This is a genomic window from Bradyrhizobium sp. CB1717 (assembly GCF_029714325.1).
GTDB lineage: Bacteria > Pseudomonadota > Alphaproteobacteria > Rhizobiales > Xanthobacteraceae > Bradyrhizobium.
In genome coordinates this window covers 8,405,513-8,428,942 of sequence record NZ_CP121666.1, presented here as the reverse complement: position 1 = coordinate 8,428,942, position 23,430 = coordinate 8,405,513, and the positions used below count along the sequence as shown (strand labels likewise).

19 protein-coding genes and 1 pseudogene are annotated in these 23,430 nt (G+C 65.7%); 8 read left to right on the top strand and 12 right to left on the bottom strand.

Annotated elements, in window-relative coordinates; all coding sequences use genetic code 11:
* Positions 1 to 61 precede the first annotated feature (61 nt).
* Both QA649_RS39145 and QA649_RS39140 read right to left on the bottom strand, forming a co-directional pair.
* Complete coding sequence (locus tag QA649_RS39145; protein ID WP_283021814.1) at positions 62 to 2,938, bottom strand: EAL domain-containing protein; 2,877 nt, start codon at positions 2,936 to 2,938, stop codon at positions 62 to 64.
* A 139-nt stretch (positions 2,939 to 3,077) separates the two neighbouring features.
* Complete coding sequence (locus QA649_RS39140) at positions 3,078 to 4,076, bottom strand: NAD(P)H-quinone oxidoreductase (protein WP_283021813.1); 999 nt, start codon at positions 4,074 to 4,076, stop codon at positions 3,078 to 3,080.
* Positions 4,077 to 4,187: 111 nt separating this feature from the next.
* Between QA649_RS39140 and QA649_RS39135 the strand changes: the two genes are divergently transcribed.
* Both QA649_RS39135 and QA649_RS39130 read left to right on the top strand, forming a co-directional pair.
* On the top strand, positions 4,188 to 4,379 hold the full coding sequence (locus QA649_RS39135; RefSeq protein WP_283021812.1) for a DUF1192 domain-containing protein: 192 nt from the start codon (positions 4,188 to 4,190) through the stop codon (positions 4,377 to 4,379).
* 447 nt (positions 4,380 to 4,826) lie between these two features.
* Positions 4,827 to 5,336: a DUF1465 family protein gene (locus QA649_RS39130; RefSeq protein ID WP_283021811.1), complete on the top strand. Its 510-nt coding sequence runs from the start codon at positions 4,827 to 4,829 to the stop codon at positions 5,334 to 5,336.
* 199 nt (positions 5,337 to 5,535) lie between these two features.
* Here QA649_RS39130 and rpmE read toward each other — a convergent pair whose 3' ends face one another.
* Positions 5,536 to 5,763, bottom strand: coding sequence for a 50S ribosomal protein L31 (gene rpmE / locus QA649_RS39125; protein ID WP_018646677.1), 228 nt, complete (start codon positions 5,761 to 5,763; stop codon positions 5,536 to 5,538).
* 200 nt (positions 5,764 to 5,963) lie between these two features.
* Here rpmE and QA649_RS39120 point away from each other — a divergent pair, with 200 nt between their 5' ends.
* Entirely contained in the window at positions 5,964 to 7,814 is a 1,851-nt protein-coding gene (locus QA649_RS39120; protein ID WP_283021810.1) for an ABC transporter ATP-binding protein/permease, read from the top strand.
* 136 nt (positions 7,815 to 7,950) lie between these two features.
* On the opposite strand, the gene QA649_RS39115 is transcribed toward QA649_RS39120, so the two are convergent.
* From QA649_RS39115 to QA649_RS39100, 4 genes are all read right to left on the bottom strand, one after another.
* Positions 7,951 to 8,166 (bottom strand): hypothetical protein, encoded by a 216-nt coding sequence (locus QA649_RS39115; RefSeq protein WP_283021809.1) that lies wholly within the window; start codon positions 8,164 to 8,166, stop codon positions 7,951 to 7,953.
* 73 nt (positions 8,167 to 8,239) lie between these two features.
* Complete coding sequence (locus QA649_RS39110; protein WP_283021808.1) at positions 8,240 to 8,689, bottom strand: GNAT family N-acetyltransferase; 450 nt, start codon at positions 8,687 to 8,689, stop codon at positions 8,240 to 8,242.
* Positions 8,689 to 9,717: a peptidoglycan -binding protein gene (locus QA649_RS39105; protein ID WP_283021807.1), complete on the bottom strand. Its 1,029-nt coding sequence runs from the start codon at positions 9,715 to 9,717 to the stop codon at positions 8,689 to 8,691. The genes QA649_RS39110 and QA649_RS39105 overlap by 1 nt, the downstream gene beginning before the upstream one ends.
* 4 nt (positions 9,718 to 9,721) lie before the next feature.
* Entirely contained in the window at positions 9,722 to 10,741 is a 1,020-nt protein-coding gene (locus QA649_RS39100) for a hypothetical protein (protein WP_026312566.1), read from the bottom strand.
* 254 nt (positions 10,742 to 10,995) lie between these two features.
* Between QA649_RS39100 and QA649_RS39095 the strand changes: the two genes are divergently transcribed.
* Positions 10,996 to 12,015, top strand: coding sequence for a cyclopropane-fatty-acyl-phospholipid synthase family protein (locus tag QA649_RS39095; RefSeq protein ID WP_283021806.1), 1,020 nt, complete (start codon positions 10,996 to 10,998; stop codon positions 12,013 to 12,015).
* 43 nt (positions 12,016 to 12,058) lie between these two features.
* Here the strand turns inward: QA649_RS39095 and QA649_RS39090 are convergent, their stop codons facing one another.
* Entirely contained in the window at positions 12,059 to 12,562 is a 504-nt protein-coding gene (locus tag QA649_RS39090; protein ID WP_283021805.1) for an SRPBCC family protein, read from the bottom strand.
* A gap of 240 nt (positions 12,563 to 12,802) precedes the next feature.
* Here QA649_RS39090 and QA649_RS39085 point away from each other — a divergent pair, with 240 nt between their 5' ends.
* The 4 genes from QA649_RS39085 to QA649_RS39070 all read left to right on the top strand — a co-directional run bounded on the left by QA649_RS39085 (position 12,803) and on the right by QA649_RS39070 (position 19,567).
* The gene (locus QA649_RS39085; protein WP_283021804.1) at positions 12,803 to 13,714 is read left to right on the top strand and encodes a LysR family transcriptional regulator; all 912 of its coding nucleotides are present in this window, start codon (positions 12,803 to 12,805) and stop codon (positions 13,712 to 13,714) included.
* Positions 13,715 to 13,955: 241 nt separating this feature from the next.
* A complete protein-coding gene (locus QA649_RS39080; protein WP_283021803.1) occupies positions 13,956 to 15,149 on the top strand; it encodes an efflux RND transporter periplasmic adaptor subunit in 1,194 nt (397 codons plus the stop codon).
* Between the two features lie 6 nt (positions 15,150 to 15,155).
* Complete coding sequence (locus tag QA649_RS39075; RefSeq protein ID WP_283021802.1) at positions 15,156 to 18,317, top strand: multidrug efflux RND transporter permease subunit; 3,162 nt, start codon at positions 15,156 to 15,158, stop codon at positions 18,315 to 18,317.
* A gap of 122 nt (positions 18,318 to 18,439) precedes the next feature.
* On the top strand, positions 18,440 to 19,567 hold the full coding sequence (locus tag QA649_RS39070) for an AAA family ATPase (protein WP_283021801.1): 1,128 nt from the start codon (positions 18,440 to 18,442) through the stop codon (positions 19,565 to 19,567).
* A 122-nt stretch (positions 19,568 to 19,689) separates the two neighbouring features.
* On the opposite strand, the gene QA649_RS39065 is transcribed toward QA649_RS39070, so the two are convergent.
* The 4 genes and pseudogenes from QA649_RS39065 to QA649_RS39050 form a co-directional block, all read right to left on the bottom strand.
* A complete protein-coding gene (locus QA649_RS39065) occupies positions 19,690 to 20,481 on the bottom strand; it encodes an inositol monophosphatase family protein (RefSeq protein ID WP_283021800.1) in 792 nt (263 codons plus the stop codon).
* Positions 20,482 to 20,565: 84 nt separating this feature from the next.
* Positions 20,566 to 21,641: pseudogene (locus tag QA649_RS39060) on the bottom strand (tetratricopeptide repeat protein).
* Between the two features lie 8 nt (positions 21,642 to 21,649).
* Entirely contained in the window at positions 21,650 to 22,339 is a 690-nt protein-coding gene (locus QA649_RS39055; protein ID WP_283021799.1) for a thiamine phosphate synthase, read from the bottom strand.
* Between the two features lie 3 nt (positions 22,340 to 22,342).
* The gene (locus QA649_RS39050; RefSeq protein ID WP_283021798.1) at positions 22,343 to 23,368 is read right to left on the bottom strand and encodes a class I fructose-bisphosphate aldolase; all 1,026 of its coding nucleotides are present in this window, start codon (positions 23,366 to 23,368) and stop codon (positions 22,343 to 22,345) included.
* Positions 23,369 to 23,430 lie beyond the last annotated feature (62 nt).

Below are 23,430 nucleotides of genomic sequence, written 5' to 3'. Positions count from 1 at the left end.
CTCATCGGCCCCTCACCCCGTGGCCTCGCGGGCGGCCCCTCAAGAAGGGGGAGGAGGGAGGTTAGCTCGCCGCTTCCAGCCGCACTTCCGTCAAGAGGCGCATCGCCGCGTCCGCGTCCATCGGCTCGCCGAAGGCAAAGCCTTGCGCGTATTCGCAGCCCATCTGGTAGAGCTCGACCGCGTCGGAATCGGTCTCGGCGCCTTCGGCGACCACGTCCATGCCGAGGTCGTGCGCGAGCGCGATGATCGACTTCAGGATCACCGGTCGCGTGCCGCGGTTGGTGGTGCGCACGAAGGACTGGTCGATCTTGATGGTATCGAATGGGAAGCGCTGCAGATAGGCCAGCGAGGAATGGCCGGTGCCGAAATCGTCGAGCGACAGGCCGGTGCCGAGCTCGCGGATGCGCGTCAGCATCTGGGCTGCGTGCTCCGGGTTCTCCATCACCAGCGATTCCGTCAGTTCGAGCTTGAGCGTGCCGCGCGCCACCGAAGAGCGCGACAGCACGGTGCGGATGTCGTGGATGAGGTCGTGGCGCAGCAGCTGCCGCGAGGAGACGTTGACGCTTGCGAAGATCGGCTCGCGCGAGCGCATCGCGCGCTGCCACACCGAAAGCTGCTTTGCGGTCTGGTCGAGCACGAACATGCCGAGGTCGACGATCAGGCCGGTCTCTTCCGCGATTGAGATGAACTCCGAGGGCGCCATGCGCCCGAGCTTCGGATGATCCCACCGCGCCAGGGCCTCGAAGCCGGCGACGGAGCGATCCTCCAGCCGCACGATCGGCTGGTAGAGGATCGTGATCTCCTGCCGCTCGATGGCGCGCCGCAGCTCGCTCTCCAGCGTCAGGCGGTCGGTTTTTCGCGCGCGCATCGCGGGCTTGTACACATCGATGCGGTCGCCGCCGATGCGCTTGGAATGATACATCGCAAGCTCGGCATCCTTGATGATCTCGTCCGTCAGCTGAACCTGCGGATCGGAGAGCGCAAGACCGATTGAAGCCGTCAGGAAGATCTCGCGATCGTTGAAGGCGATCGGCGCGCGGATGGTCTTGCGGATGGTCTCGGCGAAATTGGTGATCCGCGCCGGATCCTGCTCCGACAGAAGGATCAAGCCGAACTGGTCGCCGGCGAGCCGCGCCAGCGTGTCCTGTGGCTTCAGGATGCGGGTGAGGCGGCGGGCGAGCGTCAGCAGGATGGAGTCGCCGACCGCGATGCCGACGGAATCGTTGACCTGCTTGAAGCGGTCGAGGTCGATCACCATCAGCGTCGGCCGCAGCGTCGGCATGGTCTTGGCGAAGTTTGCGACGGCGCCGAGCCGGTCCATGAACAGTTTTCGGTTGGGCAGGCCGGTCAGGTTGTCATGCACGGAATCGTGCAGCAGGCGCTCCTCGGCGTTGCGCAGCTCGGTGACGTCGGTGAGCGTGCCGACCACGCGCGAGACCTCGCCGTCGGAGCCGACCACGGGGCGGGCCTTCAGCGCGAACCACATGAAATGGCCGTCCGGAGTGCGCAGGCGGAAATCCTGCACCAGGCGGCCGCGGCGCTGGTCGAGCACGCTGTCGAGCGCGGCGCGGAAACGGTCCTGGTCGAGCGGATGCAGCACCTCGAGCCACGAGGCGGCCGGGCCTTCCAGCGTGCCGCGCTTGAGGCCGAGCAGGGCTTCGGTCTCGGGGCTGGTGAAGACCTTGTCGGCCGATACGTCCCAGTCCCAGATCAGGTCGCCGGAGCCGGCCAGCGCCAAGGCCCGCCGCTCGATGTCGGAGACGACGCCGGTGGTGGCGCCGCCGCCGGCAAAGGCGTGCTGCATCACCGTGAAGCCGATCAGCATCACGATCAGCACGAGGCCGCCGAGCAGGGCGGGGCCGACGATATCGTTGGTGACGGAGCCCGCCACCGTCATGCCGGCCGCGACCACCCAGACCACGAGGAGGAACCAGGTCGGGATCAGCAGCACCGCGCGGTCGAAACCGTGGGTGGAGAGATAGACGATCAGCGCAAAGCCGGCGAAGGCAATCAGCACCAGCGAGATGCGGGCGATGCCGGAGGCGACCGCCGGATCGAACAGAGCGAGCGCGACGAGAGAGCCGAGGAACGCGAGCCAGCCCACCGTGATGTGCGAGTAGCGCACATGCCAGCGGCTGAGGTTCAGATACGCGAACAGGAACACCAGGAGCGTCGCCGCCAGGATCGCCTCGCCCGCCGCGCGCCAGATGCGCTCGGCGTTGTTCGACATGTCGAGCACCTTGCCCCAGAAGCCGAAATCGACGCCGATATAGACCAGCACCGCCCAGGCCAGCGCCGCGGCGGCCGGGAACATGATGCTGCCCTTCACCACGAACAGGATGGTCAGCACCAGCGCCAGCAGGCCCGAGATGCCGATCACGATGCCCTGGTACAGCGTGAACGAGTTGACCTTGTCCTTGTAGGACTCGGGTTCCCACAGATAGAGCTGCGGCAGCTTGTCGGTGCGCAGCTCCGCGACGAAGGTGACGACGGCGCCGGGATCGAGCGTGATGCGGAACACGTCCGCGGTTGCGCTTTCTTGGCGTTCGGGCCGGTCGCCGATCGACGGTGTGATGGTCGCGATGCGCGACAGGCCGAGGTCGGGCCAGAGCAGGCCCGAGGAGACGATGCGGTAGTGCGGCGCGACGATCAGGCGGTCGAGCTGGTCGTCGGTGTTGTTGGCGAGCGCGAACACCACCCAGTTCTGGCCGCCTTCGCGGGCACGCACCTCGATGCGGCGGACGATGCCGTCGGTGCCGGGTGCGGTGGAGACCTGAATGCGGTCGGCATCGCTGCGCTGATGCTCGAGCACGCCGGTGAGGTCGATCGCGGGCGCGTCACTGCGGACGCTGACGGCGTCGAGCGCGCGCGCAGGGTACGCGGCGACGAGAATCATGAGGCCCAGCGCGATGGGCGCGAGGCACCTGATCAGACGCAAGGCCAGTTCTCCGCGTTCGACGCAACTCTTCGGTGGAAGGCGATTTCACACCGGACAGAATTGGTTCGGTGCGTCGCGATAGATGCCACGAAAGCGAGGAAAATCAAAGGGTTTCCGGCTGGCCTTGTGGGCCAGCGGCCTAGACCTCCAACACAATTTTGCCAATATGTGCGCTCGTCTCCATGCGCCGGTGGGCGTCGGCTGCCTTTTCCAGCGGGAAAGTGCTGTCCATCAGCGGTTTGACGCGGCCTTCGCGGAAAAGCGGCATCACTTTCTGTTCGATCGCGGCCACCATCGCCGCCTTGTCCGCATTACTACGGGGGCGCAGCGTCGAGCCGGTATGGGTCAGGCGCTTGACCATCACCTTGGCGATGTTGGCGGTGATCTTGGGGCCGTTGAGGGTCGCGATCTGGACGATGCGGCCCTCGACCGCGGCGGCATCATAGTTGCGGTCGACATAATCGCCGGCGACCATGTCGAGGATCAGGTTCACGCCGGCCTTGTTGGTCTCTTCCTTGACGACAGTGACGAAGTCTTCCGTCTTGTAGTTGATGGCGCGATCGGCACCGAGCTTGAGGCAGGCGTCGACCTTGTCCTGCGATCCCACGGTGACGAACACTTTTGCGCCGAACGCCTTCGCGAGCTGGATGGCCATGGTGCCGATGCCGGAGGAGCCGCCGTGGATCAGCAGCGTCTCGCCGGCCTTCAGGCCGCCGCGCTCGAACACGTTGTGCCAGACCGTCATCAGGGTTTCCGGCAGCGCACCGGCTTCCTTGATCGACAGCGCCGGCGGCACGCTCATCGCCTGGGCATCCTGCGCGATGCAGTACTGCGCATAACCGCCGCCGGCGACCAGCGACATCACCTTGTCGCCGATCTTGTGCCGCTTGGCGTTGCTGCCGACCGCGACCACTTCGCCGGCGATCTCGAGGCCGGGCAGGTCGCTGGCGCCGGGCGGCGGCGGGTAGGCGCCGGAGCGCTGCGCCACGTCGGGGCGGTTGACGCCGGCAGCCATCACCTTGACCAGGATCTCGTCAGGACCGGGCTGCGGCACGCTGCGTTGTTCCGGCACCAGCACCTCCGGTCCGCCGGGTGTGGAGATGGCGACCACGGTCATTTGCGCGGGCAGCTTGTCCATGATGTGTCCTTGAGCAAAGGTGCGGGAGGAACGAGGCCATTGCTTAGCCAGCGCGGCCCAAGCTGGCAACCGCCTCAGCCGTGTGACAGGCACGAACGCAGGAGGAACGACATGCCGATCGAAGACGACGACCGCCCGCGCAAGAAGGTCACCCACGAAATCGGACAGGATCTCTCACTCTTGTCAGTGGAGGAACTGACCGAGCGCGTAGCTCTCCTGAAGACCGAGATCGCCAGGTTGGAAGAAGCCGCCACCAGGAAGCGCGCCTCGCGCGATGCGGCCAACAGTTTCTTCAAGTCGTAGTCGCCGCCACACCAACGGCTGTCGTCCCGGCCGAGTGCGCAATTGCGCACTCGGCCGGGACGACTCGCGGAGAGCGTTTTGTTCCGCACTGCACTCGGCCAGCGGCCGACATGCCTAACGAACCCTCAAAAAATTAGCTCGTTTACGGTCGATTAAGCTTTCGGGTTTATGACTGGAACTGTCCTCGTTTGGACACCGAGTGGCTCCTGTCCACTCTGTTTGACGCCTCCCTGTTATCAACTTTCAAAGCCGCCGGTCTCCGGCGGCTCTTTTTTTGAATCTCCTTCCACTTTTTGCGTCTAGCCCCGGTTGAATTCTGAGGAATGACCCGCGGAAACCATATCCGCGCTTGTCGCTGGACTCCGCGCTTCGCCCGCGCAATGATTTGTTCATCATAATCCGGCGCCAAAGCCGGACCGGTAAACAGTTGCGTAAGGGGCGTTAACCATGGAACGTTTGCAAGTCGAAGGTGCTCTCGTTCAACTCAGCGAGCGGTTCACCAATTCTGCGGCGTTCGGCGCCCTGTTCCGTGAGGGTATGGATCTGGTCGAAGAGACCGCCGCCTATCTCGACGGCGCCGGCCGCACCGAGGCCAAGGCGCTCGACCGCGCCGTCAGCCTCACCTACGCGACCGAGAGCATGCGCCTCACCACCCGCCTGATGCAGCTCGCCTCCTGGCTGCTGCTGCACCGCGCGGTGAAGGAAGGCGAGATGACGCTGATGCAGGCCAACCGCGAGAAGACCAAGGTCAAGCTCACCGCCGCCGATCCCGGCCCGGCCGACACCATCGAGAAGCTGCCCTCGCAGCTCCAGGAGCTGATCCATCGCTCGATGAGCCTGCAGATCCGCGTCCGCCGCCTCGACACCTCGATCCACACCCCGCCGGCCGAACACGTCGCCATCGGCAACCCGCTGGTGCCGCACCTCAACGCGCTGAAGGCCGCGTTCGAGCGGTAATCACAGGTGCCGTAGGGTGGGCGAAGGCGCGCAGCGCCGTGCCCACCATCTCTCTCTTGAGGACCATAATTGCGGTAGGGTGGGCACGCTCCGCTTTGCCCACCCTACGAGTCCTCGGCCTTGGCGACGACCCGTCCCCAAAACAAAAACGCCCCCGGTCCTCCGGGGGCGTTTTTCGTCTCCAGCCTTGCGGGCCGGATCAATCCTTTTTGAGAAAGCCCGAAAACTTCTTCTGGAAGCGCGAGACGCGGCCGCCGCGATCCATCAGCTGCTGGGAGCCGCCGGTCCAGGCCGGGTGCGACTTCGGGTCGATGTCGAGGTGCAGCTTGTCGCCTTCCTTGCCCCAGGTCGAGCGGGTCTGGTACTCGGAACCGTCGGTCATCACGACCGTAATCGTATGATAATTCGGGTGAATTTCGGCTTTCATGGCAATTCCTCGGCGCCCTGCGCCTATCGCTAGAGTGATGATCGATGACGGATTTGGGCGGCTCTATACCCCACAGGCCCCCTTAAAACAAGCCATTGTGGGGACTGGAGAACCGGGCCGTCCCCTAAGGGACATCCCGGATTTGCCACTCCTCCTGCACCGGCCTATGTGGGGAGAATTGTCTCCTTGGGTCCGATCTCATGAGCGCTGTGGAACGGCTTGACGACCAGTACCGCGACGGGCGCGACACCGCGCCGGCAGACACCCCGTCGATCGAGGCCGAGCTGATCGAGCAGCCCGCCAAGGGGCGCCCGAAGCTGCGGCCGCTGCTGGCGCTCGCGCCCTATGTGAGCCGCTATCGCGGGCGCGCCGCGCTCGCCTTTGTCGCGCTCACGATCGCGGCACTGACCACGCTGCTGGTGCCGGTCGCGGTGCGCCGGATGATCGATTTCGGCCTGACGCCCGAGGGCATCGAGCTGATCAACAGTTACTTCTCGGTGATGATCGCGGTCGTTGCCGTGCTCGCGCTGGCGAGCGCGGCGCGCTACTACCTCGTGATGACGATCGGCGAGCGCATCGTCGCCGATCTGCGCCGAGACGTGTTCGCGCATCTGTTGTCGCTGTCGCCCTCCTTCTTCGATTCCGCGCGCAGCGGCGAGCTGATCTCGCGGCTCACCGCCGACACCACCCAGATCAAGTCCGCCGTCGGTGCCTCCGTGTCGATCGCGCTGCGCAACCTGATGATGTTCTTGGGCGCCGCCGCGATGATGGTGATCACCAGCCCGAAGCTGTCGGGCTTCGTGCTGCTGGCGATACCCTTGATCGTGCTGCCGCTGGTCGCCTTCGGGCGCTGGGTGCGCCGGCTCTCGCGCAACGCCCAGGACACGCTCGCCGATGCCTCCGCCTATGCCGGCGAGCTGGTCGGCGCGATCCGTACCGTGCAGGCCTATACCAGCGAGGGCTTCGCCGAGAAGCGTTTCGGCGGGGAGGTGGAGCAGGCCTATGAAGCCGCGCGCACCTCGACCCAGGCCCGCGCCGTGCTCACCGCCATCATCATCTTCATCGTGTTCGCCAGCGTGGTCGCGATCCTCTGGATCGGCTCGCATGACGTCCTCACCGGAGCCATCACGCCGGGCCGGCTCGGCCAGTTCGTCCTCTATGCCGCGTTTGCCGCCGCCGGCCTCGGCCAGCTCAGCGAGGTCTGGGGCGAGGTCTCGGCTGCCTCGGGCGCCGCCGAGCGCCTGTTCGAGATTTTGCACGTGCAGCCCGAGATCGCCGCGCCCGCTGCACCGCGCGCACTGCCGATGCCGCCGCGCGGCGAGGTCGGCTTCGACCGCGTCAGCTTCGCCTATCCCGCGCGTCCCGACGTCAATGTGCTCGACGCCGTGTCGTTCACCGTGCGGCCCGGCGAGAAGGTCGCGATCGTCGGCCCCTCCGGCGCCGGCAAGAGCACGATCTTCCATCTACTGCTGCGCTTCTACGATCCGCGCAATGGCGCGATCTCGCTCGACGGCGTGCCGGTGAGGTCAGCCGATCCCCGCGACTTCCGCTCCCGCATCGCGCTGGTGCCGCAGGAATCCAACGTGTTCGCCGCGAGTGCCCGCGAGAACATCCGCTTCGGCCGGCCCGATGCGACCGACGCCGAGGTCGAGCGCGCCGCCGAGCTGGCGCACGCCGCCGAATTCATCCGCCGCCTGCCCGAAGGTTTCGACACCCCGCTCGGCGAGCGCGGCGTGACGCTGTCAGGCGGCCAGCGCCAGCGCATCGCGATCGCGCGCGCCATTTTGCGCGATGCGCCGCTGCTGCTGCTCGATGAAGCCACCTCCGCGCTCGATGCCGAAAGTGAGACGCTGGTGCAGACCGCGCTGGAGGAATTGATGCGCCACCGCACCACGCTGGTAATCGCGCATCGTTTGGCCACCGTTCTCTCCTGCGACCGCATCCTGGTGATGGACCACGGCAAGATCGTCGAGCAGGGCACGCATGCCGAGCTCGTCGCCGCGAACGGGCTTTATGCGAGGCTCGCGAGGCTGCAGTTCGAGGGGGCGTGAGGCACTGCGAGGGGCGTGAGGCGTTGCCGCACTTTTCGTCATTGCGAGCGCAGCGAAGCAATCCAGACCGCTTCTACGGAAAGACTCTGGATTGCTTCGCTACGCTCGCAATGACGTGTAGAGGGAACTTCGCACCTTACCGGCACTTCGGCGACAGCGCCGGCACGTTCGGCCACGGCCAGTTCTTCCAGCTTCCATCTGCGTCCACGCAGGCCGGCGGGCCTGCGCCGTTCGTCTGCGCAGGGGCGCTTGATGTCGCAAAGCGCTGGTCGACATAGATCGTCGACAGGTATCCGGCGACGATGACGCCCAGCATCACCGAGGACCCCTTGGCCAGCTCGTTCAGCTTCATCGATCGCCTCCATCGGCTTGTCGTGCCTGAGACAACGAATAACCGGCGCCGCGGGATCCAACCGTGACAGGCCTCACGCCCGCCATACCATCTTCAGCACCGGCCGGCCCGAGGTCGGGTTCACATCGTCTCCGGCATGGGCAAAGCCGTTGCGCTCGTAGAAGCGGATGGCGCGGGCATTGTCCTTGTTGACGAGCAGCGTGACGCCTACGGGCGACAGGCGCTTGGCCTCGTCCACCAGCAGCCGTGCCGCATCCGAGCCCCAATGCGCGGGATCGACCACGAGCTGGTCGAGATAGCCTTCGTCGTCGATGGTGACGAAGCCGGTCAGCACGCCGTCTTGTTCCGCAACGACGATCGAGGCCTTCGGCACCAGATCCTTGCGCCAGCGCTCGCGCCACCATTCCAGCCGCGCGGCAAAATCGATCTGCGGATAGGCCTGCTGCCAGGTGCGATGCCAGAGGTCGATCGAGGCTGCCTCGTCCTCGGGGCGGTAGGGGCGGAGGTGGATGGCGCCGCTCACTACCGCTCCGTCAGCTTCAGCTCGATGCGGCGGTTGCGCTTGAAGGCTTCCTCCGTGTTGCCGGTGTCGAGCGGCTGGAATTCACCGAAGCCGGCGGCGACGAGGCGCTGGGCGGGCACGCCGAGCGAGATCAGGTATTGCACCACCGAAATCGAACGAGCGGCTGACAGGTCCCAGTTCGACTTGAAGTTCGCGCCACTGACGGGACGCACGTCGGTATGGCCGTCGACGCGCAGCACCCACGGGATATCGCTCGGGATCTTCTTGTCGAGCTCGATCAGCGCGGCTGCCAGGGTGTCCAGCTCGGCGCGGCCCTCGGGCAGAAGCACCGCCTGGCCGGTGTCGAAGAACACTTCGGACTGGAACACGAAGCGGTCACCGACGACGCGAATGTCGGGACGGTTGCCGAGGATGGCGCGCAGGCGGCCGAAGAATTCCGAGCGGTAGCGCGACAATTCCTGCACGCGCTGCGCCAGCGCCACATTCAGGCGCGAGCCGAGATCGGCGATCCGGTTCTGCGATTCCTTGTCGCGCTTCTCGGATGCATCGAGCGCCTCCTCCAGCGCCGCCAATTGCCGGCGCAGCGCGCTGATCTGCTGGTTCAGCACCTCGATCTGCGCCAGGGCCCGCGCCGAGACCGCCTTCTCGGAGTCCAGCGCTTTGCCGAGCTCGGTGCTCTTGCCCTGCGCGTCGCTGCCGGCGGCAGCGAGGCCCTCATAGAGGCCCTTGATGCGGTCGCGCTCGGACTCGGCCGAGGCCAGGCCGGCCCTCAGCTGCGAGACCTGGTCGTCGAGCGTGAGCTTGCCGAGCTTCTCCAGCGACAAGAGCTCGTTGAGCTGGGCGATCTTGGCGTTGAGCTGCTCCAGCGCCTTGTCCTTGCCGGTGACCTCCTGCGACAGGAAGAACTGCACCACCAGGAACACCGACAGCAGGAACACGATCGACAGCACCAGCGTCGACAGCGCGTCGACGAAGCCGGGCCAGTAGTTGAAGGCGCCTTCGCTGCGGCGGCCGCGGGCTAGAGCCATGTTGCTAACCCTTCTCGGGCTGGCGCGCGAGGCGCTCCAGCAGGCGCCGGATCTCGCGGTTCTGCTCGCCCTGGCCGTCGGCCCATTCGCGGATCATCTGCTGCTCGGTGCGCATGTGCGAGACCAGCGCCTGGATCGCTTCGGCAAGGCTCGCCATCGCGGCCGTGGTGCCGCGGCTGGCGCTGCCTTCCTCGAGCACGGAGCGCAGTCGCTCGACCGCGGCCTGAAGCTCGCCGCTGGCAACCCCGCCGCCGGCGGCGGCGACAGGCACCTCGCCGCGGCCATATTCGCGCACGGTGGTGGCGAGCCAGTCCTCGAGGTCGGTGTAGAAGCGGTTCTGCGCCTGGCTCGATTGCAGATCGAGGAAGCCGAGGATCAGCGAGCCGGCGAGGCCGAACAGGGAGCTCGAGAACGAGATGCCCATGCCGCCGAGCGGGGCGGCGAGGCCCTCCTTCAGCGTGTCGAACAGCGCCCCGGAATCGCCGCCGACCTTGAGGCCGTCGATCACCTTGCCGACCGAGCCGACCGTCTCGATCAGGCCCCAGAAGGTGCCCAGCAGGCCGAGGAAGACGAGCAGGCCGGTCATGTAGCGGGAGATGTCGCGGGCCTCGTCGAGGCGAGTCGCGATCGAATCGAGCAGGTGCCGCATGGTGGTCTGGGTGATGGTCATCCGCCCGGTGCGCTCGCCGCCCAGGATCATCGCCATCGGCGCCAGCAGTTTTGGGTGCCGGGCGGGCGCAAGGCCGGGATCGGCGATGCGGAAATTGTTGACCCAGGACACCTCAGGGTAGAGCCGGATCACCTGGCGGAAGGCCAGGATGATGCCGATGAACAGGACGCCGCCGATCAGGGCGTTGAGCCCGGGATTGGCGAAGAAGGCCAGGATGATCTGCTTGTAGAGCACCACGCCGACGAGGGTGCAGAGCACCAGGAAGACCAGCATCCGCACCAGGAAGACGCTGGGCGAGGATAGTTTGGTGTATTCGATGTCCATGGGGGAGCGGGGCGAGGTGCCAGACGGCATGGCCGGTATCATCCGTTACGAACGTGATTGCGGGGCGCACTATGGCACAGGCCCAGCCCAAAAAAAGCGCCGGATACGCCGATTTAGTGGAGAGCGCCGGAACCTGAAGCGGAAACCGCGCTTTGATAGCGTGACATTTGCAAGACTTCGGCATCCCGCAGGCCGCCGGTGCCCTGTGGCTGCCCCGGCCGTTGCCGGCACCTGCCCGTTCTTCCCTCCGCCGCCCGACGAGACCTGACCAAGGGAGTGGTCGCATGAGCGTCGTTTCCGCGATCATCGGGACTGCAGAACGCGTGCCGCTGCCCGATGTCGTGATCCGGGCTGCGATCCAGCGCCTCTGCTCCCGCACCGCAACCCGTCTCGCCGCGCATGATGCGGCCGGCGATGCCGCCATCGCCGGGCGGATGCTGCTGCGGCCGATCGCGGGGGACGCGGGTGCCGGGGCTGACGAGGTGCCTGCTTCGTTCTTCGCAGAAGTGCTCGGCCCCAACCGCAAATACTCGTGCTGCTTCTACAAGACCGACGCGACCACCCTGCAGGAGGCGGAGGAGGAGGCGCTGCGCCAGACCGTCGAGCATGCCGGTCTCGCCGACGGCCAGGCCATCCTCGAGCTCGGCTGCGGCTGGGGCTCGCTATCGCTGTGGATGGCGCGGCAGTTTCCGCACGCGGCGGTGACCGCGGTCTCGAACTCGCGGGCGCAGCGCGCCCTGATCGACGAGGAGGCGCGGCTGCGCGGGCTGTCCAACCTCCACGCGGTCACCGCCGACATGAACGTGTTTGCACCCGATAGCCGGTTCGACCGCATCGTCGCAGTCGAGACCTTCGAGCACATGATGAACTGGCGCAAGCTGATGACGCGCCTGCGCTCATGGCTTGCGCCCGAGGGGCGCTGCTTCATGCACATCGCCACGCATCGCACCGGCTCCCATCTGTTCGACCGGGCCGATCGCGAGGACTGGGTCGCCCAGCACGTCTTCACCGGCGGGCTGATGCCGAGCCATCACCTCGTCAGGCAGTTCGACGACATCTTCACGGTCGAGAAGGAATGGTGCTGGAGCGGCACGCATTATCAGCGCACCGCCAACGACTGGCTCGCCAATTTCGACGCGCATCGCGAGACGATCGAAGAGGCCTTGCGCCAGGTCTATGGCGATGACACCGGTCTTTGGATGCGTCGCTGGCGCTGGCTGTTCCTGGTGACATCGGGCCTGTTCGGCTATGCCGCCGGAACCGAATGGGGCGTCAGCCGGTACCGGATGAAGGCCGCCGATTAGCGCGCCTACGGGTGCATGCCGCGCCCCATTCCCCGACAACCTGTCAATTACCCTCGGACACCCACTTCAATGTCGCAAGCCATAGATCGTGGCCCCGGTGCAGCAGGCTCTCATCGGTCTCTCGCAGGTGCGCGGCATCCTTGCCGATGCCGACTTCATCGGTGACGACCAGGCAGCTCGCGCCTCGAGGGGCCAGATACCAGGTGTGATAGAAGCTCGGTTGCGTCCCCGGCGCGTAACCGTACCAGCCGAGGCGCGCGTGTGGCAGGTATTCGTTCACCTTGCTCTCGATAGACAGGCCGAACGTGCTCCATCGCCACGTCGTGTCGTTGCCAAGGACCTTGGTGCCCTCGGGAAGTTCGACGTCCCTGGAGTTCGGATACCACTGCGGCCACTTGCTGGCGTCCACGATGTGGCTCCAGACCTTCTCGCATGACGCATTGATGAGAAGCTCGTTGTGGGCAAACAGATCCGCAGTCGCAGGATTGAAGCGCTCTGGCCAGTGAATTTCGTTCGAGCGCATCGCGAGGTCTTGCTTCATCGTCATGATCGCTTCCTTTCTTGTGCCTGGGGGAGGTGCGTTAGTTTGAGCGCCGGCAGACGCCGTGATCGAAAGCAGCGACGCGCCTAGCAACGTCCAGCGTGTGCAATACTTGATGCTCGGAAAATAAGACCGTTTCGTCATGTTCGCCTCCGCGTCTTCGGTGGCGACACTGATGTCAGATGGTGATTGCGGATCCAAATTCCGTTATGTCAAAATAGACATTCATATAAATCAGGAATTGCGATGCCCTTCGATGGACGATTGCTGTCGGGTGTTACTGTCCTCTCGGCTGTCATCGAGGCCGGCACCATCGCACGCGCGGCCGATGCGCTGGGCCTGACGGCCTCGGCCGTCAGCCGCGCCATATCGCGTCTGGAAGCGCGCGTCGGGGTCAGATTGCTTGAACGCACAACGCGCTCGCTCTCCTTGACCGACGAGGGGCGACGCTTCTACGAGCGCGTCGGACCGCACCTTGCCGGCATCGAAGAAGCTGCAACCGAGGCTTCGGGCTCCGCCGGCATCGTACGCGGACGGCTCAGGGTGAACGTCGATCCGTTCTTCTCGCGCATCGTCCTGTCATCCCACATCAGGATGTTCCTGGTGCGGCATCCGCAGGTCTCGCTGGAGCTTCTCATGCGTGACGCGATCGGAGATCTCGGCGCTGGCGGCTTTGATCTTGCGTTGCGGTTCGGTGAGCCGCCGCAGGGTTCGTTGGTGGCGCGCAAGCTCGTCGAGACCCGCGTTCTCACTGTTGCCTCGCCCGCCTATATCGCCGAGCACGGCCGGCCACGACATCCGTCCGAAGTCCCGGACCACGATTGCATCGGTTTCTATGACGCGGCGAACCAGCGGCCTTTCGATTGGGAGTTTCGTAAGGGAAAAGAGGTGCTCCCCGTGAAGGTGTCCGCCCGCGTTCTGGTTTCGGATGTCGGCGCCATGCTCTCGGCTTGCGAAGCCGGCGCAGGCATTGCGCAGATTCTCCAGCTGGGCAGCAGTCACCTCGTGCAAAGCGGGGCGTTGATCAATCTGTTTCCGGAATGGTCAGGTGAGATGTTCCCGCTCTATGCGCTGTTTCCGTCACGCCAGCATCAGCCCGCGAAAGTGCGGAGCTTCATCGACTTCTGCCTCGGTGTGATCGCAAGGGAGAATGCCTGAAGGTTTGCCGGATTGCGATCTTCTGTCGCAGTAGCCAATGACGGAACCCGACTCACAATCCGGTGAGTCCCGAAAAGCCTCAACAAGTCAGTGCGATAGGTCGTGTGACATTGAGCCGCCCGTAGCATGCGTTGCGTCGCAGCAGGTCCATTCTATTTTGACGGCATCAGCTGCGCGCAAATCGCCCAGAACGGGCAGGCTCGCGCGTGACCAGTTTCAACAATTCGGGGCACTTCACTTCATGTCAGGACTTCGCGCGCGATCGGCATGCGTTGCTATGATGCTCGCGGCCCTTGCGCCGCTGCTCGCGGGTTGCGAGGAATCGAGCTCGGCCGTCTCTGCCGCTCCGCCCGCCGATCCTGACGTCAGCATCGTCGTCGTCAAGCCGCAGCCGCGCGCCGTGGTGCGCGAGCTGCCGGGCCGCATTGCGCCGACGCGCGTCTCCGACGTGCGGCCGCGCATCTCCGGCATCGTGGTCGAGCGTCTGTTCCGCCAGGGCAGCGAGGTCAAGGCCGGCGATCCGCTCTACCGCATCGATCCGCGTCCGTTCGAGGTCGAGGTGATGGCCAACGAGGCCGCACTCGCCAAGTCCGAGGCCGCGCTGATGCAGGCCAAGCAGCAGGCGCATCGCATCGCCACCCTCACCAGGGATCGCGCGGCTCCGGAGGCCGAGAACGAGAAGGCGATCGCCGCCGAACGCCAGGCCCATGCCGAGGTCGAGGGACGCAAGGCCGAGCTCGCCCGCGCCAAGCTCAACCTCGACTATGCCACCGTGCGCGCGCCGATCGACGGCGTCGTCGGTGCGGCCCTCGTCAGCGAGGGCGCGCTCGCGGTGCAGAACGAGACCAATCTGGCCACCATCCAGCAGCTCGATCCGATCTATGCCGACTTCACCCAGTCGGTGACCGAGCTCAACCAGCTCCGCCGCGCCTTCGAGAGCGGCGATCTCGAGCGCATTGCGGCCGATGCCGCCAAGGTGCGCCTCGTTCTCGACGACAACACGCTTTATTCGCTCGACGGCAAGCTGCTGTTCTCCGATGCCAAGGTCGACGCCCATACCGGGCAGGTGACGCTGCGCGGCGAATTCCGCAACCCCAAGCGCGAGCTGCTGCCGGGCATGTATGTCCGCGTCCGCATCGACCAGGGTCTCGACAGCGACGCCATCGCGGTGCCGCAGCAGGCGATCCAGCGCAACGGCGGCGGCGGCAGCGAGGTGTTCGTCGTCAAGGACGACAACCACATCGCGGTGCAGCCGGTGCGCACGGGCTCGGTGCAGGACGGCCTCTGGTTCGTCACCGAAGGCCTGAAGGCCGGCGACAAGGTCGTGGTCGAAGGCTTCCAGAAGTTCGCGGCCGGTGACAGGGTCAAGCCGCAATCCTGGTCCGAGGCGGACGCGACCGCGGACAATCGGCACGCCCAAAAGCTCACGCGGTAACGCGCCATGGCGAGTTTCTTCATCGACAGGCCGATCTTCGCCTGGGTGGTCGCGCTTTTCATCTGTCTGATCGGCGCGATCTCCGTGCCGCTGCTGCCGATCGCGCAATATCCGATCATCGCGCCGCCCTCGATCTCGATCTCGACCAGCTATCCCGGTGCCTCGCCGGAAAACCTCTACAACAGCGTCACGCGCCTGATCGAGGAGGAGCTCAACGGCGCCTCCGGCATCCTCAATTTCGAATCGACCAGCGACTCGCTCGGTCAGGTCGAGATCATCGCCAATTTTCAGCCGGGCACCGATACCAGCGCGGCCTCGGTCGAGGTGCAGAACCGCATCAAGCGCGTCGAGGCGCGCCTGCCGCGCGCGGTGATCCAGCAGGGCATCCTGATCGAGGAAGCCTCCAGCGCGGTGCTGCAGATCATCACGCTGAACTCGACCGACGGCAGCCTGGATGAGGTCGGCCTCGGCGACTTCATGATCCGCAACGTGCTCGGCGAAATCCGCCGCATTCCCGGCGTCGGCCGCGCCACGCTCTATTCGACCGAGCGCAGTCTTCGTGTGTGGGTCGATCCCGCAAAACTGGTCGGCTACGGGCTGACCGCCGACGACGTCAACAAGGCGATATCGGCGCAGAACGCACAGGTCGCTTCGGGCAGCATCGGCGCCGAGCCGTCGACATCGAGCCAGCGCACCTCGGCGCTGGTGCTGGTCAAGGGCCAGCTTGCCTCGCCGGACGAATTCGGCGCCATCATCCTGCGCGCCAACCCCGACGGTTCGACCGTGCGCCTGCGCGACGTCGCGCGCGTCGAGGTCGGCGGCCTCAGCTATCAGTTCAACACCCGCCTCGACGGCAAGCCGACCGCCGGCCTCTCGGTGCTGATGTCGCCGACCGGCAACGCGCTGGCGACCGCCAGCGCGGTCGAAGCCAAGATGAAGGAGCTGTCGCGCTTCTTCCCGGCCAACATCTCCTACGAGATCCCGTACAACATCACGCCGGTGGTCGAGGCCTCGATCAAGAAGGTGCTGACGACGCTGCTCGAAGCGGTGGTGCTGGTGTTCGTGGTGATGTTCCTGTTCCTGCAGAACATCCGCTACACCATCATTCCGACCATCGTGGTGCCGGTGGCGCTGCTCGGCGCCTGCAGCACGCTGCTGCTCGCCGGCTACTCCATCAACATGCTCTCGATGTTCGGCATGGTGCTCGCGGTCGGCATCCTCGTCGACGACGCCATCGTCGTGGTCGAGAACGTCGAGCGCATCATGAGCGAGGAAGGCCTGCCGCCGAAGGAGGCGACGCGCAAGGCGATGTCGCAGATTTCTGGCGCCATCATCGGCATCACGCTGGTGCTGATGGCGGTGTTCGTGCCGATGGCGTTCTTCCCGGGCTCGGTCGGCATCATCTACCGCCAGTTCTCGGTGACCATGGTCGCCGCGATCGGCTTCTCCGCCTTCCTGGCGCTGTCGCTGACGCCGGCGCTGTGCGCGACCTTGCTCAAGCCCGTCACGGCTGGCCACGGCCATGCGAAGAGGGGCGTGTTCGGCTGGTTCAACCGCATGCTGGAAGGCGGCAAGGAAAGCTATTCCCGCACCGTCGGCTTCTCGCTCAAGCGCACCGGCCGCCTGATGCTGGTCTATGTCGCGCTGCTGGCTGGTCTGTCCTGGGCCTTCGTCAATCTGCCCGGCGGCTTCCTGCCGATCGACGACCAGGGCTTCGTCACCACCGACGTGCAGACGCCGTCGGATTCGTCCTATGCCCGCACCGAGGCCGTGATCGAGAAGGTCGAGAAATATCTCGCGCAGCGGCCCGGCGTCGACAACGTCACCTTCCTCACCGGCTTCAGCTTCTCCGGTCAGGGCATGAACACCGCGCAGGCCTTCATCACCTTGAAGGACTGGTCGGAGCGCGGTCCGAACGAGTCAGCTGCAGCGATCGTCAATGACATCAACCGTGATCTCGGGTCGTCGATCCGCGACGCAAAAATCTCGGCGCTGCAGCCGCCGCCGATCGACAACCTCGGCAACTCCTCCGGCTTCTCGTTCCGTCTGCAGGACCGCGGCCAGAAGGGCTATGCGGCCCTGATGCGAGCGGCCGACCAGCTGATCGCGGAAGCCAATGCGAGCCCGGTGCTGCAGAAGGTCTATATCGAAGGCCTGCCCGAGGCGGGCGTGGTCAATCTCGTGATCGACCGCGAGAAGGCCGGCGCCTTCGGCGTCACCTTCGAAGACATCAACAACACGATCTCGACCAATCTCGGCTCGAACTACATCAACGACTTCCCGAACCGCGGCCGCATGCAGCGCGTCGTGGTGCAGGCGGATGCGCGCGACCGCATGCGGACCGAGGACATCCTCAACTACAACGTCAAGAACAGCCGCGGCCAGCTCGTGCCGTTCTCCTCCTTCGCCACGGTGGAATGGGCACGCGGCCCGACGCAGATCGCCGGCTTCAACTATTATCCGGCGGTGCGCATCTCCGGCGAAGCCAGGTCCGGCTTCACCTCGGGCGATGCCATCGCCGAGATGGAGCGGCTCGCAGGCAAGCTGCCGCGCGGCTTCGGTTATGAATGGACCGGCCAGTCGCTGCAGGAGAAGCTGTCGGGCTCGCAGGCGCCGTTCCTGCTCGCGCTCTCGGTGTTCGTGGTGTTCCTGTGCCTCGCCGCACTCTACGAGAGCTGGACCATTCCGCTCGCGGTGCTGCTCACCGTGCCGCTCGGCATCGTCGGCGCCGTGGCCGCGGCGATGCTGCGCGGCCTGCCCAACGACGTCTATTTCACCGTCGGCCTGATCACCATCATCGGTCTTGCGGCAAAGGACGCGATCCTGATCATCGAGTTCGCCAAGGATCTGCGCAAAGAAGGCAAGCCGCTGGTGGAAGCCACCATCGAGGCCTGCCGCCTGCGCTTCCGCCCGATCCTGATGACGGGCCTTGCCTTCATCTGCGGCGTGCTGCCGATGGCCATCGCCCACGGCGCCGGCGGCGCCAGCCAGCAGGCGCTTGGCTCCATCGTGATGGGCGGCATGATCGCGGTGGTGATCCTGGCGCTGCTGATGGTGCCGGTGTTCTTCGTCTCCGTGCAGCGCGTGCTGGCCGGGGATCGGGAGCCGGAGGCGGCGCGGGAAGGCGAGGCATACGGGCCGCCTGCGCCGGCAAGAGCCGGCCACTGAACGCCGGATCGGTCGGCTTGCTTTCTCGTGGTCGTCAATCCAGACTGCACCTCTGGATTGAATGGGCATGCATTCGCGCCGCACCGCGAATGCATAGCCAACCCGCCGATTGAGAGCGTGTGATGCGTCTGACCGACGTTGCGATCTCCAACTATCGCTCCATTCGACAACTCTCGATCCCCATTCACCCCTTGTCCGTTTTTGTGGGTGAGAATGGGGTCGGCAAATCCAATCTCTACAAGTCCTTGTCGCTGTTGCGCGACGCGGCCGCAGGTCGAATCACGCGCACGATCGCCGAGGAAGGCGGATTGAACTCCGTCTGCTGGTCCGGCCTTCGCAAGAAAGGCGAGGATGGGCGACTGCGTTTGTCGGCCAGATTCGATAGTCTCAGATATTCCATTGAGCTCGGATTTCCCGGCCCGGTCGAGGCGGCATTTTCCGGCGAGCCGATGATCAAGGCCGAAAGCATCGAGGCGACGCAAGGCAAACGAACGGTTCGACTCATGGAGCGGAAAAATTCGTTCGTCAGCGTCCGCGGCGAGAGCGGTGCCTGGAACGGCCACAAGGATGCGGTGCTGCCGTCAGAGACCGCGCTTGCGGGTTTTTCCGATGGCAAGGATTGCCCTGAAATCGACCTGATCAGAAACGCGATGCTGGGCTGGCGCTTCTATCATGACTTTCGCACCGATCCGGCCTCGCCGATCCGAAAGCCGTGTCTGGCGATCACAACGCCCTCGCTCAGCGCCGATGGAAGCGATTTGGCTGCCGCCTTGGCGACACTCTATTCCATTCGAGAAGATGCCGTCGACCTGCAGGACGCGATCGAGGATGCATTCCCGAGCGCCGAGCTCCGCGCATGGGCAGAAAATGGCTGGTGTGAATTTGATTTGCAGCTGGCGGATATGCCGCGGCCGTTCAAGGCCCACGAATTGTCCGATGGGACGCTGAAATACATCTGCCTGCTCGCAGGGTTCATGGGCTATCGGCTGCCGCCCTTCATCGCGCTGAACGAACCGGAGACCAGCCTGCATCCGTCGCTGCTGGCGCCATTGGCGCGGCTGGTCGTCAAGGCATCACGCCGCGCGGACATCTGGATTGTCACGCATTCGGAACAACTGATGGAGGCATTGCGAAGCGAGAGTTCGGTCCCGCTTCGCCGGGTGGTCAAGCAGAAGGGCGCCACGACCATCGAGGGCCTGACTATTGGCGGAGAGTATCGGGACGAGGAATCCGACGAAGACGACTCTTAGTCGATGCGGGTCAAGCTGTCGTCGGTCAAGCCGCAAGGCAACAGACCGGTAAAGGGCGCACGCTGTCGCATTCCCTCTCCCCGTAAGAACGGGGCGAGGGAGCGCACCGTCAATGCGGCGCGCTACGCAGGTTTCCGCAAAATCCTCACCAGCTCCCCGTGCACGAACTCATTGCCGCACACGACGTGCCCGGTGACCAGCGGGTCGCCCGGCGTTGCGATGTCGCTCACGGTGCCGCCGGCTTCGCGCACCATCAGCATGCCGGCGGCGATGTCCCAGGATTGCAAATTGCGCTCCCAGTAGCCGTCGAGGCGGCCGGCGGCGACGAAGGCGAGGTCGAGCGAGGCGGCGCCGAAGCGGCGCAGGCCTGCGACGCGGTCCTGGATCGCGGTCATCTCGCGGCGGAATTCCTCGTGGTCGCCGCGGCCGATATGGGGCAGGCCGCAGGCCACCACGCATTCGTTGAGCTGGCGGCGGCCGGCGACGCGCAGGCGCTGATCGTTGAGGAAGGCGCCCTTGCCGCGCTCTGAGATGTAGAGCTCGTCATTGGCGGGATTGTAGATCACGCCCGCGATCACCGTGCCCTCGCGGGCGAGGCCGATCGAGATCGCGAATTGCGGGATGCCGTGCAGGAAGTTGGTGGTGCCGTCCAAGGGATCGACGATCCAGGTGTGGCTCTTGTCGGTGCCCTCGCGCATTCCCCCTTCCTCGCCGATGAAGCCGTAGCCGGGCCGGGCCTTGGCGAGGTCCTGGTAGAGGATCTCCTCGGCGCGCTTGTCGGCGAGCGAGACGAAATTGGCCGGCCCCTTCAGCGAGACCTGGAGATGCTCGATCTCGCCGAGATCGCGCTTGAGGCTGCGGCCGGCGCGGCGCGCCGCCTTGACCATGACGTTGATAGTGGCGGAATACAGCATGAGCTCTAGGTCTTGATCGGGGGAATTGGCGCGAAATCGCGCCTGTTGAGGGATTGGGTGCCCTGCGGGAGCCGCAAGGTCAAGTCATTTGGTCCCGAGCCATTTCCTGGCGGCGGCCTCGGCCTTGGCCCGGTCGTCGGCTGGCAGATCGGACAATTGCTTGTCGAGCTCCGGATCGCCCTTGCCGGCGGTCTTGGCCACCAAATGCCATTTGAAGCCCTCGATCTTGTCCGCGGTCGCGCCCATGCCGTTGATCAGCACCCAGGCGAGGCGGTTCTGCGCGATGGCGCTGCCCTGCCGCGACGCCTTGCGGAGCAACGCGACAGCCGCGGGCTGGTTCTTCGGCGTTCCCGTGCCGTTGAACATGGCGATGGCATATTCGACCTCGGCATCGACATTGTCGGCGAGCGAGGCGGCCTGCAGCAGCCGCACGGCCCTTTCGGGATCCTTCGGCACGCCGGTGCCTTCCTTGTAGAAGGTCGCGAGCGCGTATTGCGCCTCGGGCAGGCCGGCGTCGGCAGCCTGGCGCAACAGCTCGGCGGAGCGCTTGACGTCCTGCGGCAGGGTCTGGCCGTCGAGATAAAGCAGCGCGAGGTTATAGGCCGCCTTGGGCTCGCCGAGCTTGGCGGCGGAGGCCATCAGCTTGACCGCCTCGCCCTTGTCGACCGGGCCGCCGCGGCCGGAGATGCGCAGCATGGCGAGCGCGAACATCGCCTCGCGGTCGCCGGCATCGGAGGCGCGCTTGTACCACTCCAGCGCCTTGGCGTAGTCGCGCCGGATGCCCATGGCGTTGGAATAGAGCTCGCCCAGCATGGTCATCGCCTTGGGATCGCCGGCTGCGGCGCGGGCGGTGGCGAGCTCGAACGCCGTCTTGTACTGGCCGCGCTGATAGGCGCCGAACACCAGGTCGACACCGGGGGTGTCGGTCGGCGGCGCCGGGATCACGGTCGCGGGCAGGGCCGGCTTGGGGAGGCGGCGGGCTTGGGCGAGGCCGAAGGTTTCGGCGCCGGTGCGGCTTCCTTCTTGGCAGGCGGAGGCGCCTTGGGCTTCTGCTTCTCGGCCGCAGGGCTCGGCGTCGTGGCCGGCGTGATCTGGAGCTGTGCGGCCGCGGGCGCCGTGAGCAGCAGCGTGGCCAGAATGGTGATGCGCGGGAGCTTCATGTCGGGCGCTAGCCGTGCTCCTGGCCGGCAGTATCTTGGCCGCCAGGCGCGGCCGCATGGGCCTTCTTGATCGCAGCATCGACCTCGATGAGCGCCGCCTTGGGCCCGCGCGGATCGGCCCAGATGAACTCGCCGACCAGCACGAAATCGGCGCCGCTGGCGGCGAAGTCGTAGGCCTCCTCCAGCGAAATCGCAAAGCCGACGCAGGGCGGCTCGAACAGCTCGGCCCACCAGTCCAGCCGCTCGGCAATCGCCTGCGACGACGGCCGCTGGCCCTTCGCGTCGGGCTCGCCGAACAGCAAATAGTCGGCACCCATCTCGCCCGCATCCATGGAATGGTGCCGCGTCGTCAGCCCGCCGACGCCGGCGATGCGATCGGGCTTGAGCGATGGCAGCGCCTCCTTCAGCGCGGCGATGCCGGGCAGGTGTGCGCCGTCGGCGCCGCCACGTGCGACCAGCTCGGGATGGCCGTCGACGAGCAGCGCTGCGCCCGCCTTCTGCACCGGCGGCGCCAGCGCCTTGACGCGCGAGGTCATGGTGCGCTGGTCGGTTTCCTTCAGCCGCAGCAACACGGCCGCGACATCGGCGGCGGCGAGCAGGGCCGGCAGCTCGGCGACGAGCGCAGCGGGATCATCGACAACGGGCGTCGCGAGATAGAGGCGCGGCGCCGGGCGCGGCGGAGGCGGTTTGTTCGACAAGATCTAGGCTGCCTTCTTTTCCAGACTGCTTTGCCATTCGCCCTTGGAGGCGAGGCCGTTCATGCGGGCGCGATGGCTGAAGGCGCGTTGTCCGGCCGCGACGTTCTCGGCCTTGCCGGACCAGGCCTTCTGCGGTGCGGCCTGCAGCGCGCGGCCGTAGGAGAAGGTCAGGCCCCAGGGCAACGGACCGAGCTTGTGCATGGCGTTGAGATGCGCGGTTGCCTCCTCGTCCGACTGGCCGCCGGAGAGGAAGGCGATGCCAGGGACTGCCGCGGGCACGCAGGCCTTCAGCAGCCGGATCGTCTTCTCCGCGACTTCCTCGACGGAGGCCTGCTTCGGTGACTTCTTGCCTGAGATTGTCATGTTCGGTTTCAGCACCATGCCTTCGAGCGCGACGCGCTGCACGCGCAATTCCTGGAACGTCTTGTTGAGCACGCGCTGGGTGACGTCATAGCAGCGCTCGATGTCGTGGTCGCCGTCCATCGGCACCTCCGGCTCGACGATCGGCACGATCTGCGCGGTCTGGCACAGCGCGGCGTAGCGCGCCAGCGCATGGGCGTTGACGCTGATCGCCGTCATCGAGGGGATGCCGCTGCCGATGTCGATCACCGCGCGCCATTTGGCGAAGCGCGCGCCGCGCTCGTAATATTTCTTCAGCCGCTCGGCGAGCTTGTCGAGCCCGACGGTGACGAGCTCACCCGGGCACATCGGCAGGGCCTGCGTACCCTCGTCGACCTTGATGCCGGGAATGGCGCCGGTCTGCTCGATCAGCTTGATGAGGGGCGTGCCGTCCTTGGCATCCTGCCAGATCGTCTCGTCATAAAGGATCACGCCGGAAATATACTGGCTCATGGCTTCGTTGGAGCGGAACAGCATCTCGCGGTAGTCGCGGCGGTTGGCTTCGGTCGATTCCACGCCGATCGCGTCAAAGCGCTTCTTGATGGTGCCGGAGGATTCGTCGGCGGCAAGGATGCCCTTGCCTGATACGACCATGGCGGTCGCGATCCTGTTGAGCTCAGTCAGATTCATCGAGAGGTCCTCCCAAAACGATTCTGCCCTTGCCTGTGAAAATAGACCGTTCTCGGGCAATT

Coding starts and splice junctions, on each gene's coding strand:
- QA649_RS39140 (WP_283021813.1), bottom strand. CDS start 4,076: ATGGACAAGCTGCCCGCGCAAATGACCGTGGTCGCCATCTCCACACCC.
- QA649_RS39115 (WP_283021809.1), bottom strand. CDS start 8,166: ATGAAGCTGAACGAGCTGGCCAAGGGGTCCTCGGTGATGCTGGGCGTC.
- QA649_RS39085 (WP_283021804.1), top strand. CDS start 12,803: ATGCCCTTCGATGGACGATTGCTGTCGGGTGTTACTGTCCTCTCGGCT.
- QA649_RS39095 (WP_283021806.1), top strand. CDS start 10,996: ATGAGCGTCGTTTCCGCGATCATCGGGACTGCAGAACGCGTGCCGCTG.
- QA649_RS39120 (WP_283021810.1), top strand. CDS start 5,964: ATGAGCGCTGTGGAACGGCTTGACGACCAGTACCGCGACGGGCGCGAC.
- QA649_RS39080 (WP_283021803.1), top strand. CDS start 13,956: ATGTCAGGACTTCGCGCGCGATCGGCATGCGTTGCTATGATGCTCGCG.
- QA649_RS39100 (WP_026312566.1), bottom strand. CDS start 10,741: ATGCCGTCTGGCACCTCGCCCCGCTCCCCCATGGACATCGAATACACC.
- QA649_RS39070 (WP_283021801.1), top strand. CDS start 18,440: ATGCGTCTGACCGACGTTGCGATCTCCAACTATCGCTCCATTCGACAA.
- QA649_RS39065 (WP_283021800.1), bottom strand. CDS start 20,481: ATGCTGTATTCCGCCACTATCAACGTCATGGTCAAGGCGGCGCGCCGC.
- QA649_RS39090 (WP_283021805.1), bottom strand. CDS start 12,562: ATGACGATGAAGCAAGACCTCGCGATGCGCTCGAACGAAATTCACTGG.
- QA649_RS39075 (WP_283021802.1), top strand. CDS start 15,156: ATGGCGAGTTTCTTCATCGACAGGCCGATCTTCGCCTGGGTGGTCGCG.
- QA649_RS39130 (WP_283021811.1), top strand. CDS start 4,827: ATGGAACGTTTGCAAGTCGAAGGTGCTCTCGTTCAACTCAGCGAGCGG.
- QA649_RS39050 (WP_283021798.1), bottom strand. CDS start 23,368: ATGAATCTGACTGAGCTCAACAGGATCGCGACCGCCATGGTCGTATCA.
- QA649_RS39135 (WP_283021812.1), top strand. CDS start 4,188: ATGCCGATCGAAGACGACGACCGCCCGCGCAAGAAGGTCACCCACGAA.
- QA649_RS39105 (WP_283021807.1), bottom strand. CDS start 9,717: ATGGCTCTAGCCCGCGGCCGCCGCAGCGAAGGCGCCTTCAACTACTGG.
- rpmE (WP_018646677.1), bottom strand. CDS start 5,763: ATGAAAGCCGAAATTCACCCGAATTATCATACGATTACGGTCGTGATG.